This is a genomic window from Klebsiella sp. JB_Kp042, from assembly GCF_040065275.1.
Taxonomy (GTDB): domain Bacteria; phylum Pseudomonadota; class Gammaproteobacteria; order Enterobacterales; family Enterobacteriaceae; genus Klebsiella; species Klebsiella quasipneumoniae.
Genome location: NZ_JBEAJL010000099.1, coordinates 66,388 through 79,489, shown reverse-complemented (window position 1 = coordinate 79,489; position 13,102 = coordinate 66,388). Strand labels below are relative to the sequence as shown.

Below are 13,102 nucleotides of genomic sequence, written 5' to 3'. Positions count from 1 at the left end.
GGTATTAAAGGCGGAAAACGAGTTCAAACGGCACGTCCGAATCGTATCAATGGCGAGATTCGCGCCCAGGAAGTTCGCTTAACAGGTCTGGAAGGTGAGCAGCTGGGTATTGTGAGTCTGAGAGAAGCTATCGAAAAGGCTGAAGAGGCTGGAGTAGATTTAGTTGAAATCAGCCCTAACGCCGAGCCGCCAGTTTGTCGTATCATGGACTACGGCAAGTTCCTTTATGAAAAGAGTAAGTCTTCTAAGGAACAGAAGAAGAAGCAGAAAGTTATCCAGGTTAAGGAAATTAAATTCCGCCCTGGTACTGATGAAGGTGACTATCAGGTAAAACTCCGCAGCCTGATTCGCTTTCTCGAAGATGGCGATAAGGCCAAAATCACGCTGCGTTTCCGCGGTCGTGAGATGGCCCACCAGCAGATCGGTATGGAAGTGCTTAACCGCGTGAAAGACGATCTGGTTGAACTGGCAGTAGTCGAATCCTTCCCAACGAAGATCGAAGGCCGCCAGATGATCATGGTGCTCGCTCCTAAGAAGAAACAGTAAGGCCATCAAGAAACATTTCCGGTGGGCTTCGGCTCACTGGTTTTGTTCGCCTTTGTTTCGTTTATTAACAATGCGAAGTGGAAGTTATTAAAATGCCAAAAATTAAGACCGTACGCGGTGCTGCTAAGCGCTTCAAAAAAACCGGTAAAGGTGGTTTTAAGCACAAGCACGCTAACCTGCGTCACATTCTGACTAAAAAAGCTACCAAGCGTAAACGTCACCTGCGTCCGAAAGCCATGGTTTCCAAAGGCGATCTGGGCCTGGTTATCGCGTGCCTGCCGTACGCATAAGTCGTTAACGTTTAACTTTTTTAACTTAGAATAGATACAGGAGAGCACACATGGCTCGCGTAAAACGTGGTGTAATTGCACGTGCACGTCACAAGAAAATTTTGAAACAAGCTAAAGGCTACTACGGTGCGCGTTCTCGCGTATACCGCGTTGCCTTCCAGGCTGTTATCAAAGCTGGTCAGTACGCTTACCGTGACCGTCGTCAACGTAAACGTCAGTTCCGTCAACTGTGGATTGCACGTATCAACGCAGCAGCACGTCAGAACGGTATTTCTTACAGCAAATTCATCAATGGCCTGAAAAAAGCCTCTGTTGAAATCGACCGTAAGATCCTGGCTGACATCGCCGTATTCGACAAAGTAGCGTTCACCGCTCTGGTCGAAAAAGCGAAAGCAGCTCTGGCATAAGCCAGTTGAAAGAGGGAGCTTGTCTCCCTCTTTTCGTTTCAACACCATCAATACATTGACTTTTATCGGCGCAGGCTTTTCAATACAGGTCTGACGTTTCTTACCAGACAAGGTAATGCAAGCATGAATGCTGCTATTTTCCGCTTCTTTTTTTACTTTAGCACCTGAACTCAGGAGGCTAGCGCGTGAAAGAAGAAACGGAAAACAGCGCCAGAAAGCCTCCCCTGTGGAGGCTTTTTTCGTATATGGATTCGGAATATTAATTTCACTATAACCGGTGTCTGCACCGACATAATGAGGAAAACCATGTCACATCTCGCAGAGCTGGTTGCCAGTGCCAAGGCAGCCATTAACGAGGCATCAGATGTTGCTGCGCTGGACAACGTCCGCGTGGAATACCTGGGTAAGAAAGGGCATCTGACCCTGCAAATGACCACCCTGCGTGAGTTGCCGCCGGAAGAGCGTCCGGCAGCCGGTGCGGTCATCAACGAAGCGAAAGAGCAGGTACAGCAGGCGCTGAACGCGCGCAAAGCCGAACTGGAAGGCGCGGCGCTGAATGCTCGTCTGGCTGCAGAGACCATCGACGTTTCGCTGCCGGGCCGCCGCATTGAGAATGGCGGTCTGCATCCGGTCACCCGCACCATCGACCGTATTGAAAGTTTCTTCGGTGAGCTCGGCTTTACCGTGGCGACGGGCCCGGAAATCGAAGATGATTACCACAACTTCGATGCGCTGAATATCCCGGGTCACCATCCGGCGCGCGCTGACCACGACACTTTCTGGTTCGATGCCACTCGCCTGCTGCGCACCCAGACCTCCGGCGTGCAGATCCGCACCATGGAAAACCAGCAACCGCCCATCCGTATTATCGCGCCGGGCCGCGTCTATCGTAACGACTACGATCAGACCCACACCCCGATGTTCCATCAGATGGAAGGTCTGATCGTTGATAAAAACATCAGCTTCACCAATCTGAAAGGAACCCTGCACGACTTCCTGAACAACTTCTTTGAAGAAGATCTGCAGGTACGCTTCCGTCCGTCCTACTTCCCGTTCACCGAGCCGTCCGCGGAAGTTGACGTGATGGGTAAAAACGGCAAATGGCTGGAAGTGCTGGGCTGCGGGATGGTGCACCCGAACGTGCTGCGCAACGTGGGTATCGATCCGGAAGTGTACTCCGGCTTCGCCTTCGGCATGGGCATGGAGCGTCTGACCATGCTGCGCTATGGCGTCACCGATCTGCGCGCGTTCTTCGAAAACGATCTGCGTTTCCTCAAACAGTTTAAATAAGGGCAGGACAGAACAATGAAATTCAGTGAACTGTGGTTACGCGAGTGGGTTAACCCGGCGATCGACAGCGAAGCGCTTTCCGATCAGATCACCATGGCGGGCCTCGAAGTGGACGGCGTGGAGCCGGTTGCCGGCAGCTTCAACGGCGTCGTTGTCGGTGAAGTAGTGGAGTGCGGTCAGCACCCGAACGCCGACAAACTGCGCGTCACCAAAGTCAACGTCGGCGGCGAACGCCTGCTGGACATCGTCTGCGGCGCGCCAAACTGCCGTCAGGGGCTGAAAGTCGCCGTGGCGACCATCGGCGCCGTTCTGCCGGGCGATTTTAAAATCAAAGCCGCGAAGCTGCGCGGCGAGCCGTCAGAGGGGATGCTGTGCTCCTTCTCCGAGCTGGGCATTTCCGATGATCATAGCGGAATTATCGAGCTGCCGGCGGATGCGCCGATCGGTACCGATATTCGCGAATATCTGAAGCTTGACGATAACACCATCGAAATCAGCGTCACCCCGAACCGCGCCGACTGCCTGGGCATCATCGGCGTCGCGCGCGATGTGGCCGTGCTGAACAAGGCGCCGCTGAACGCGCCGGAAATCACCCCGGTAGCCGCCACCATTGACGATGTGCTGCCGATTCAGGTTGACGCCCCGCAGGCGTGCCCGCGCTATCTGGGCCGCGTGGTAAAAGGCATCAACGTCAAAGCGCCGACGCCGCTGTGGATGAAAGAGAAACTGCGCCGCTGCGGGATCCGCTCCATCGACGCGGTGGTTGACGTGACCAACTATGTGCTGCTTGAGCTGGGCCAGCCGATGCACGCCTTTGACCGCGACCGTATCGAAGGCGGGATCGTGGTGCGCATGGCGAAAGAGGGTGAAACCCTGGTCCTGCTCGATGGCTCCGAAGCGAAGCTCGACAGCGATACCCTGGTCATTGCTGACCACAACAAAGCGCTGGCAATGGGCGGGATCTTCGGCGGGGAGCACTCCGGCGTTAACGACGAAACCCAGAACGTACTGCTGGAGTGTGCCTTCTTCAGCCCGCTGTCCATTACCGGCCGCGCGCGCCGTCACGGCCTGCACACCGATGCCTCTCATCGCTATGAGCGCGGCGTCGATCCGGCCCTGCAGTATAAAGCGCTGGAGCGCGCCACGCGTCTGCTGATCGACCTCTGCGGCGGCGAAGCCGGCCCGGTGATCGACGTGACCAACGAAGCGACCCTACCAAAACGCGCCACCATCACTCTGCGTCGTAGCAAACTGGATCGCCTGATTGGCCACCATATCGACGATGCGCAGGTCACTGACATTCTTCAGCGCCTCGGCTGCGAAGTGACGGTGGGCGAGGGCGAATGGCAGGCGGTGGCACCGAGCTGGCGTTTCGACATGGAGATCGAAGAGGATCTGGTCGAGGAAGTGGCTCGCGTTTATGGCTACAACAACATTCCTGATGAGCCGGTGCAGGCGGGTCTGATCATGGGTTCCCACCGTGAAGCCGACCTGTCGCTGAAGCGCGTGAAAACGCTGCTGAATGACAAAGGCTATCAGGAAGTGATCACCTACAGCTTCGTCGACCCGAAAGTCCAGCAGCTGATCCACGCCGGTGAAGAGGCGCTGATCCTGCCAAGCCCGATCTCCAGCGAAATGTCGGCGATGCGCCTGTCGCTGTGGACTGGCCTGCTGGGGACCGTGGTCTACAACCAGAACCGTCAACAGAGCCGGGTTCGCATCTTTGAGAGCGGTTTGCGCTTTGTGCCGGACACCAATGCGCCGCTGGGCATTCGTCAGGATGTGATGCTGGCCGGGGCGATCTGCGGCAACCGCTACGAAGAGCACTGGACACTGGCGAAAGAGACGGTCGATTTCTATGATCTGAAAGGCGATCTGGAAGCCGTTCTGGATTTAACCGGAAAATTAGCGGATATCGAATTCCGTGCTGAAGCGACCACCGCGCTGCATCCGGGGCAATCCGCAGCGATTTATCTTAAAGGTGAACGCATTGGTTTCATTGGGGTTGTTCATCCTGAGCTGGAACGTAAACTGGATCTGAACGGTCGCACTCTGGTGTTTGAACTGGAGTGGAACAAGCTCGCAGACCGCGTGGTGCCTCAGGCGCGCGACATTTCCCGCTTCCCGGCGAACCGTCGCGACATCGCGGTGCTGGTCGCGGAAAACGTGGCTGCCGCCGATGTTTTAGCCGAATGTAAGAAAGTTGGCGTAAATCAGGTAGTTGGCGTAAACTTATTTGACGTGTACCGTGGTAAAGGTGTGGCGGAAGGGTATAAGAGCCTTGCGATTAGCCTGATCCTGCAGGATACCAGCCGTACACTCGAAGAAGAGGAGATTGCCGCTACCGTTGCCAGATGTGTAGAGGCATTAAAAGAGCGATTCCAGGCATCATTGAGGGATTGAACCTATGGCGCTTACAAAAGCTGAAATGTCAGAATATCTGTTTGATAAGCTTGGGCTTAGCAAGCGGGATGCCAAAGAACTGGTCGAGTTGTTTTTCGAAGAGATCCGTCGTGCTCTGGAAAACGGAGAACAGGTCAAACTCTCCGGGTTCGGCAACTTCGATTTGCGGGATAAAAACCAACGCCCGGGACGTAACCCGAAGACGGGGGAGGATATTCCCATTACAGCCCGGCGCGTGGTGACCTTCAGACCCGGTCAGAAGCTGAAAAGCCGTGTCGAAAACGCGTCGCCTAAAGACAAATAATCTGAACTAATTAAAAAGGCCGCATTGCGGCCTTTTTCTTTTCTGTCGAATCTTACGCTTTAACGGCGGTGAGCATGATCTCCACCAGGATTTCTGGTCGCGCCATCTCCGCCTGCACGGCCGCGCGCGCCGGGCTATGGCCTTCCGGCATCCACTCCACCCACGCCTCATTGAACGCGGCAAAGTCACGCTTGATATTTTTCAGCCAGATCTGCGCGGAGAGAATGTGCCGCTTATCGCTCCCGGCCGCCGCCAGCAGGGCGTCGATTTTCTCCAGCACTTCGCGGGTCTGCAAGGCGATGTCCTCCTCGTTGCTTTTCGGCGTCTGTCCGGAGAGGAACAGCAGATTGCCATACGCAACGCTGGCGGAAAGACGAGGTTGAGGATGATTGCGAATGATTGTCATGCGGTTTGTTTCCATGTGAGACCTTCTAAAGAAATGTCTGGCATCTGATTGTCGATTAACGCGCCCAGCACCACCGCGCTGCCGGCGGCGAGGGTAAAACCGAGGCTGCCCTGGCCGAGATTCATCCACAGGTTGGGGTAGCCGGCGCGTCCCAGTAGCGGTGGCCCGGCTGGCGTTGAGGGGCGCATGCCGGTCCAGGCTTCGGCCTGGTCCAACCCCTCGAGTTCGGGAAAGCTGAGGGAGACGATTTTTTTCAGCGCCTGAATGCGGCTCTCGCGCAGTGTGTCGCCGTCGTAGCCGATGTCCACCATCGCCGCGATGCGCAGCTGCTGGCCCAGGCGGGCATAAACGATTTTGTGCCCGTAATCGGTGACGCTGATGTCCGGCGCAATGCCCGCCTGCTGCGGATAGGGAAGGGTCAGGCTGTACCCCTTCAGGGCGCAGAGCGGCACGCGAACGCCCATGTGCCCCAGCAGCGGACCGCTGCCGTTGCCGGCGGCGACGACGTACTCATCGCCGGTGATGGTCCCGCGGCTGGTCTCCAGGGCGCTGACGCGTCCGCCGCGCCTGGCGAGCCGCTGCACCTCACAGTGGGTCAGCAGGCTGAAGCGGCTGCTGGCGGTGAGCTTGTCGATCAGCGCAAGGCAAAATTGATGGCAATCCGCCGTTTCATCCCCCGGCGAATAAATTCCGCCCTGCAGCGAAGGGCTGATATGTTTTAGCGCCGGTTCCAGCTGCAGGCAGGCTTCAGCATTCAGCGCCTGCTGATACTGAGGATCTATCCCTTTTGCCGCTTTAGTAAAATCATATTCCCGGCGATGGATAATTAATTTTCCGCTGCGCCGCCAGTGAAAATCGGCAAGATTATCCTCTTCCCGCCACGACTGCATGACCTGCCGGCTGAGCAGCGACAGACGCAATATATGAGCGCCGTTTATTTTATTGGTCTGGCTATTACAGGCGCGCAGGAACTGCACCAGCCAGCGCCACTGCTGTAAAGAGATATTGAGACGCATATTGAGCGGCGAATCGGCTTTGCCCATCCATTTTATCCCCTGCAGGGGAACGCCGCTGTCGGCAAGGGGGGCGACGTAGCGGTAACTTAATTGTCCGCCGTTGGCAAAACTGGTGGCGCTGGCCGGTTCGCCGTTGCGCTCCAGTAATTGCACATGATGGCCGCGCTTAATCAGTTCCCAGGCCGTGGCCAGACCGACCACGCCGCCGCCGATAATGACAATGCGTTTGTTCATAATCCGATATATCCACCGCTGTTCAATTTATCGGGTTATGTCAAAGCATTTACCCTGGCGGCGCAATTGACTTTTTATGGTCAGGGTATAACCGCAGGTTAATCTCCTTGAGCTGCTGGCGCAGGCGCTGGCAGAGAAAATCGACGAATTTTTGCGCCATCGGGCTCAGGGAAACGTCGGCCCGACGCAGCAGGCAGAGGTTAATGGCCATCGGCGGCGTAATGGGATGGATCATCTCGGGCGCCAGGTTGTGCTGGGCGGAAAAGATATCGGTAATGCTGCAGCCCATGCCGCGCTTCACGAACTCGGTGGCCATGTAGTAGGTCTGGACATTCAGCCGGGTTGTGGAAAAGTCGCGACGGGTGGCGATGGCGGCGGAGAGCGAGTGCGGCCCCGGCGAGATCCAGCGCTGCTGGTCGATCTGGCTGATATCCACCGCTCCCTGACGATAATGACGGTCGATATAGACCAGCGGCACTTCGGCAATCAGGGTGGTAAGGATCTCTCCCTGCTGCACCGGCTGCAGCGTCAGCGCTAAGTCTATCTCGCGTAAATCCAGTTTTCTGACCAGCGTCTCGGTGTGCTCGGTGGTGAGCGTCATCACCAGGTTGCTGTTTTGCTGATAAAAATCGGTCACCAGCTCCGGCACCAGGCTTAACCCCAGGCTCGGCAGACAGCCTAAGGTGATTTTGGCGCGCGGATCGCGGGCCAGGTTATCGGCCAGCAGGCGCAGGTTATCAAGGTCCTGATAAATAGTCTGCGCTTTTTCGAAAAGTGTGATCGCCTCGCTGGTCGGCAGCAGCTTACCGCGCACCCGCTGAAACAGGGTAAAGCCCAGCTTCAGTTCGGCGCTTTTTAACGCTTTGCTGGCCGCTGGCTGGGAGATATTGAGCGATTCCGCCGCCCGTGACAGAGAGCCGCAGGTCATGACGGCATAGAAGATTTCCAGATGACGCAGTTTCATGAACAGTTAACTCAGGGTTATAGCCTACCGATAAAAAGTCATTTTCTACTAACACTAAGTTAACATAAATTTAATCACCAATCAGCGCATTGGTTACATATTGTGCTGCTGGCCCCGCCTGATGGCGGAATAAAACGCTCTCAGAATCGTTTCCTTTGTACCCCAACAGACCCTCAGGCTGCGGCCAATAATGAAAAAGAGGGAGGATATTTTCTGAGCAGGCCCCATACACCACCTGACCATCATGGTCGGATTGATTGGCATTAAGGAGTGTTATGAGTGACTCAACGCTCGCAGGCAATACGCCTGTCAGACGAAATATCACGCGAAAAAACGTTATTATCGGTCTGTTATTGCTGCTGTTCGTGTTGATTGCGCTGTGGTGCCACGGTCGACCGGGCAGCGAGCTTGGCCTGCTGGGATTTACGCCGCTGGTGGCGTTAGCGATATTATCGCTGATCGGCGTCGATATAGTGCTGGCGGTCATCTCCTCGATTATTATCGCCATGATCATGACCTCGACCGGTCTGCCGGAAATGGGCGCGATGCTGGCGAAGTCCACCGGGTCATTTATTGCCACCGTCGGGCTTATCATTATGCTCGGCGCCGGCGTGGGGGAAGTGGCCACCCGCACCGGCGCGGCGGTTGAACTGGTGAAATTCGTGGTCCACCGTATTGGGCTGTCGAGCCAGACGCGGGTCAAGTTCGGCATTGTGGTGTCATCGATTTTAATTTGCGGTTCGCTGGGCACCATGGCCGGCGGCAATGCGATTATTGTCGCAGTGATTATCCCCGTAGCGGCGGCGGTACGCTTAACGCCGCCGACGGTAGCCGCGCTGATGATGACCGCCGGTTCCGTTGGACTCTTTACCGGGCCCTTCACCCCCAGCACCGTGACGATCCTCAGCCTCGGCGGACTGAGCTATCCGGATTATCTGCTGTATGTCGGCCTGCCGATGAGCGCCGTCACCCTGTTAGCCGGCTGGATCATGGCCGGACGGATCCAGAAGATGACCGAAGGCAAACTGCGCTATGAGGTCGATCTCTCGGAAAAGCCGCAAGAGGATCTTAGCGCCGCGCAGCAGCGCCGGCGTAAATTAAGCGCGCTGGCTTTCGCTGCGACCATCATCGTGATGGCGGTGGTTGGGGTGGTGATTAAAGCCGGCTTCAGCTTTGCGATTATCGTCATGCTGCTGGTGGCGCTGATGACCGGGCTGGTGGGCGGCCTGCGGCCGACGCAGATCCTGCAGGCGCTGTATCACGGCTGCGGTCGTCTGGTGTGGATGTTTATTCTCTACTGGCTGTATAACCCGATCCTTGAGCTGATGGATGGCCTGCACGCCTATCAGGGGCTGCTGGAGTATACTCAGCCGCTGCTGGAGGGGATCTCCCCGGCCTGGCTGTGCTTTAGCATCTTCGCGTTCAATATTATCGGCCATGTGCCCGGCGCGGCGGTAGCCCAGATGACCTTTACGCATAAAATCTTTGGCCCGATGCTGATGGCCGCCGGCGTGCCGCCGCAGGGGACCACCGCGGTGCTGCTGGCTTCGTCTCAGGTGGACTGGTTCGGGCCGTTCCCCTCATCGGACATGTTCGGCCAGATGGGGCTGGCGCAGTCTACACATCTGAAGTATATGCTCTATAACGGCTGGGCAATCGTGGTGGCGAACATCATTCTCTTCGCGCTGCTGTTTCAGATTCTGGTGTAAAGCGGGATGGTCGACGGGGGGGAGGGTCCTCCGCGTCGACGTTTGGTCGTGAGGTTTTCCTTTTCTCACCGCGACACCCACCGTAAAATCAGCCTCTTGTTCCCACTGCGTAATGGAATCTATGCTGACTCTCGCCCATCTTCAACAGCGCCGCAGCCGGCGTTGGCTCCTTGGTTTAACGCTGTTGCTGCTGGTCACCCTGCTGATCAGCCTGTGTGCGGGGGATCAATGGATCCCGCCCGGCGAGTGGCTCAGCGCCAAAGGTCAGCTGTTTATCTGGCAGATCCGCCTGCCGCGGACCCTGGCGGTGCTGCTGGTGGGGGCGGCGCTGGCGCTCTCCGGGGCGATAATGCAGGCGCTGTTTGAAAATCCGCTGGCGGAACCGGGTCTGCTGGGCGTCTCCAACGGCGCGGGCGTCGGGCTGATTGCCGCCGTCCTGCTGGGTAAAGGCCTGTTACCGGGCTGGGCGCTCGGGCTGTGCGCGATCCTGGGCGCGCTGCTGATAACCTTTATTCTGCTGCGTTTTGCCCGCCGCCATCTTTCCACCAGCCGCCTGCTGCTGGCGGGGGTGGCGCTGGGGATCATCTGCAGCGCCCTGATGACCTGGGCGGTCTACTTCTCCACCTCTTTTGATCTGCGTCAGCTGATGTACTGGATGATGGGCGGGTTTGGCGGCGTCGACTGGCAGCAGCTGTGGCTGATGATAGCCCTCCTGCCAGCGCTCTGCTGGGTCTGTCTGCAGTCGCAACCCCTGAATTTACTGGCGCTGGGCGAAGTCTCCGCCCGTCAGCTCGGGCTGCCGCTGTGGCTGTGGCGTAAGCTGCTGGTGGTGGCGACCGGCTGGATGGTCGGCGTGAGCGTGGCGCTGGCGGGGGCGATTGGCTTTATCGGCCTGGTAATTCCGCACATTCTGCGGCTATGCGGCTTGAGCGATCACCGGGTCTTGCTCCCGGCCTGCATGCTGGCAGGGGCAAGCGCCTTGCTGGGGGCGGATATTATCGCCCGGCTGGCGCTTTCCGCCGCTGAGCTGCCGATTGGCGTGGTGACGGCGACGCTGGGCGCGCCGGTCTTTATCTGGTTGCTGCTGCGCTCGCGGTGACGGGAATAGCGCGACGCCGTCTGCAGGGACGGCGCCGGCTCAGGCTTACCAGCCTTTGATCGCGTCGCCTTTGTAGACTTCCTTCGCTTTTTCCGCGACTTCACTGGTCTGGAAGGCGGCTTTCAGTTCCTGAATTTTCTTGCTGTCCTTGTTATCCTCGCGGGCGACAATCGCATTCACGTAAGGGGAATCTGGTCCCTCCATGAACAGGCCGTCGCGGGCGGCCGACAGGCCCGCCTGGGCGGAGAAGTTGGTGTTAATGATTGACAGGCTGACGTTCGGGTCATCCAGGGTGCGGGTCAGCTGCGGGGTATCCACCTCCAAAATTTTCAGCTGTTTCGGGTTGTCGATGATATCCAGCGTGGTGGGTAAATAGCCGACGCCCGGTTTCAGCTTGAGCAGCCCCTGCGCCTGAAGCAGCAGCAGGCTGCGGCCCAGGGTAGTGGTTTCATTAGAGATGGTCACCGTCGCTCCCTCGGGGAGCTCGCTGATATTTTTGATGCGATGTGAATAGGCGGCGATAGGGAAGACAAAGGTTTTACCGACCACCGCGAATTTATAGCCGCGCTCTTTCGACTGCGCCTCAAGGTACGGCAGGGTCTGGAAGGCGTTGGCATCCACATCTTTGTTGTTCAGCGCTTCGTTAGGCAGCACATAATCATTGAAGGAGACCACTTCGACGTCGAGGTGATATTTATCCTTCGCCACTTGCTCCACCACTTTCCAGATGGCTTCGTCCGGCCCGGTATTGATAGCGACTTTCACTTTATTATCTTCATCCGGAGAGCAGGCGCTCAGCAGGGCGACAGAGGCGGCGATTAACGCCAGGCTAAACAACTTCTTCATCAACAAAACTCTCTTAAATTAACAAGTAACGAAACCATATTACATTCATGGAACACTGTACACGTAAATAGGTGCCTGCCCAATTGAGAGGATTTCATGTTGCCGACGGGCAGCGAAGCGCTGTTACATCATGCGACAACTCGCGGGGATTGGCAGTAGAATGGCGGGCGCTGAATCCGCTACAGTAGATAGGGATCACCTTCACCGGAAACCGGTTTATCCATCGAGGACAGGCTATGCAACATGACATTCTGAATACCGAAGTGACGACCATTGATGGCGAGAAGACCACCCTGGCATCCTTTGCCGGCAAGGTACTGCTGATCGTCAATGTGGCCTCCAAATGCGGCCTGACGCCGCAGTATGAGCAACTGGAGGACCTGCAAAAGCAGTTTGCCGGCGAGGGCTTCAGCGTGCTGGGCTTCCCCTGCAACCAGTTCCTCGGCCAGGAGCCGGGGAGTGAAGAAGAGATTAAGACCTTCTGCAGCACCACCTACGGCGTCACCTTCCCGCTGTTCAGCAAGATTGACGTCAACGGCGAGCATCGCGCACCGCTCTATCAAAAGCTGGTTGCCGCCGCGCCGAAGGCGGTGGCCCCGGAAGGCAGCGGTTTTTATGAGCGGATGGCCAGCAAGGGCCGCGCGCCGCTGTATGTGGACGACATTCTGTGGAATTTCGAAAAATTCCTCGTCGATCGCCAGGGCAACGTCATTCAGCGCTTCTCTCCGGATATGACGCCGGACGATCCGCAGCTGGTGGCGGCGATTAAAGGAGCGCTGGCGAAATAATGTCGTTTCTGATGCAGCTACAGGATGTAGAAGCGGCGGGGCGTCTGGCCCCGTTTTCTGCGGCCTTTCGCGCCGGGGAGATCGTTCACCTGGTGGGGCCGAACGGCGCAGGGAAGAGCACGCTGCTGGCCCGCATGGCGGGGTTGTCCGACGGCCCCGGCGCGATTCATTTTAACGGACGGTTGCTTGACGAGTGGCCGGCGACGGAGCTGGCGCGCCGCCGCGGATATCTGTGCCAGCAGCAGACCCCGCCGTTCGCCATGCCGGTGTGGCACTATCTGGCGCTGCACAGGCAGCAGCAGGGCGACAGCGCCCGGGTGAACGATATCGCGGCCAGGCTTGGCCTTGACAATAAGCTGGGCCGTCAGGTCAATCAGCTGTCGGGCGGCGAGTGGCAGCGCGTGCGGCTGGCGGCAGTGATCCTGCAGATCGATCCCTTAAGCAATCCCGCGGGTCAGCTGCTGCTGCTGGATGAGCCGATGAACAGTCTGGATGTGGCCCAACAGGCGGCGCTGGATCGGCTGTTACGCGAGCTGAGCGCGGCGGGAATTGCGGTGGTGATGAGCAGTCACGATCTCAACCACACTTTGCGCCATGCCGGACAGAGCTGGCTGCTCTGCCAGGGGGAAGCCATCGCCTGCGGGGAGACCGCCGAGGTGCTGAACGAGGAAAATTTAACCGCTGCCTATGCGATCCCGTTCCAGCGCGTGGAGGTGGCCGGTCATATTATGCTCATCGCGTCACAGTAGCACGCAGTTATCTTGTCACTATATTGATAAACAAGCTAAATTATTGCGATA

The 13,102-nt window shown here is 57.3% G+C and carries 15 protein-coding genes and 1 other annotated feature; of the genes, 11 read left to right on the top strand and 4 right to left on the bottom strand.

From position 1 onward, the window contains the following. Positions 1-3: 3 nt before the first annotated feature. From infC to ihfA, 7 genes are all read left to right on the top strand, one after another. Positions 4-546 carry a translation initiation factor IF-3 gene (infC, locus tag ABLV54_RS20745; protein WP_004189469.1) on the top strand — a complete coding sequence of 181 codons (543 nt, stop codon included), beginning with the start codon at positions 4-6 and terminating at the stop codon, positions 544-546. A 92-nt stretch (positions 547-638) separates the two neighbouring features. Next, positions 639-836, top strand: coding sequence for a 50S ribosomal protein L35 (rpmI, locus tag ABLV54_RS20740; protein WP_001124225.1), 198 nt, complete (start codon positions 639-641; stop codon positions 834-836). Between the two features lie 50 nt (positions 837-886). Beyond that, positions 887-1,243 carry a 50S ribosomal protein L20 gene (gene rplT, locus ABLV54_RS20735; RefSeq protein ID WP_000124850.1) on the top strand — a complete coding sequence of 119 codons (357 nt, stop codon included), beginning with the start codon at positions 887-889 and terminating at the stop codon, positions 1,241-1,243. Positions 1,244-1,361: 118 nt separating this feature from the next. Next, positions 1,362-1,486 (top strand) — a sequence feature (Phe leader region). Continuing rightward, positions 1,367-1,411: a pheST operon leader peptide PheM gene (pheM, locus tag ABLV54_RS20730; RefSeq protein ID WP_001386830.1), complete on the top strand. Its 45-nt coding sequence runs from the start codon at positions 1,367-1,369 to the stop codon at positions 1,409-1,411. It overlaps the preceding feature by 45 nt. A 63-nt stretch (positions 1,487-1,549) precedes the next feature. After that, entirely contained in the window at positions 1,550-2,533 is a 984-nt protein-coding gene (gene pheS / locus ABLV54_RS20725) for a phenylalanine--tRNA ligase subunit alpha (RefSeq protein ID WP_002909105.1), read from the top strand. Between the two features lie 15 nt (positions 2,534-2,548). After that, the gene (gene pheT / locus ABLV54_RS20720; protein ID WP_224359813.1) at positions 2,549-4,936 is read left to right on the top strand and encodes a phenylalanine--tRNA ligase subunit beta; all 2,388 of its coding nucleotides are present in this window, start codon (positions 2,549-2,551) and stop codon (positions 4,934-4,936) included. Between the two features lie 4 nt (positions 4,937-4,940). Then, positions 4,941-5,240, top strand: coding sequence for an integration host factor subunit alpha (ihfA, locus tag ABLV54_RS20715; RefSeq protein WP_002909098.1), 300 nt, complete (start codon positions 4,941-4,943; stop codon positions 5,238-5,240). A gap of 52 nt (positions 5,241-5,292) precedes the next feature. On the opposite strand, the gene ABLV54_RS20710 is transcribed toward ihfA, so the two are convergent. Genes ABLV54_RS20710 through ABLV54_RS20700 form a run of 3 tightly spaced genes read right to left on the bottom strand, consistent with a single transcriptional unit; the run spans position 5,293 to position 7,860 of the window. Then, the gene (locus tag ABLV54_RS20710; protein ID WP_077263840.1) at positions 5,293-5,646 is read right to left on the bottom strand and encodes a RidA family protein; all 354 of its coding nucleotides are present in this window, start codon (positions 5,644-5,646) and stop codon (positions 5,293-5,295) included. Beyond that, on the bottom strand, positions 5,643-6,908 hold the full coding sequence (locus ABLV54_RS20705; protein WP_323067061.1) for a D-amino acid dehydrogenase: 1,266 nt from the start codon (positions 6,906-6,908) through the stop codon (positions 5,643-5,645). The genes ABLV54_RS20710 and ABLV54_RS20705 overlap by 4 nt, the downstream gene beginning before the upstream one ends. Before the next feature lie 37 nt (positions 6,909-6,945). After that, positions 6,946-7,860, bottom strand: coding sequence for a LysR family transcriptional regulator (locus ABLV54_RS20700; protein ID WP_023290110.1), 915 nt, complete (start codon positions 7,858-7,860; stop codon positions 6,946-6,948). A gap of 275 nt (positions 7,861-8,135) precedes the next feature. Here ABLV54_RS20700 and ABLV54_RS20695 point away from each other — a divergent pair, with 275 nt between their 5' ends. Both ABLV54_RS20695 and btuC read left to right on the top strand, forming a co-directional pair. After that, positions 8,136-9,569 carry a gluconate:proton symporter gene (locus ABLV54_RS20695; protein WP_226563556.1) on the top strand — a complete coding sequence of 478 codons (1,434 nt, stop codon included), beginning with the start codon at positions 8,136-8,138 and terminating at the stop codon, positions 9,567-9,569. 121 nt (positions 9,570-9,690) lie between these two features. Then, complete coding sequence (btuC, locus tag ABLV54_RS20690; protein WP_023290108.1) at positions 9,691-10,668, top strand: vitamin B12 ABC transporter permease BtuC; 978 nt, start codon at positions 9,691-9,693, stop codon at positions 10,666-10,668. A gap of 45 nt (positions 10,669-10,713) precedes the next feature. On the opposite strand, the gene ABLV54_RS20685 is transcribed toward btuC, so the two are convergent. After that, entirely contained in the window at positions 10,714-11,514 is an 801-nt protein-coding gene (locus ABLV54_RS20685) for a MetQ/NlpA family lipoprotein (RefSeq protein WP_065812933.1), read from the bottom strand. 236 nt (positions 11,515-11,750) lie between these two features. Between ABLV54_RS20685 and ABLV54_RS20680 the strand changes: the two genes are divergently transcribed. Then, entirely contained in the window at positions 11,751-12,302 is a 552-nt protein-coding gene (locus ABLV54_RS20680; protein WP_004203124.1) for a glutathione peroxidase, read from the top strand. Continuing rightward, positions 12,302-13,051 (top strand): vitamin B12 ABC transporter ATP-binding protein BtuD, encoded by a 750-nt coding sequence (btuD, locus tag ABLV54_RS20675; protein WP_023290105.1) that lies wholly within the window; start codon positions 12,302-12,304, stop codon positions 13,049-13,051. Before ABLV54_RS20680 ends, btuD begins: the two co-directional genes overlap by 1 nt. Positions 13,052-13,102 lie beyond the last annotated feature (51 nt).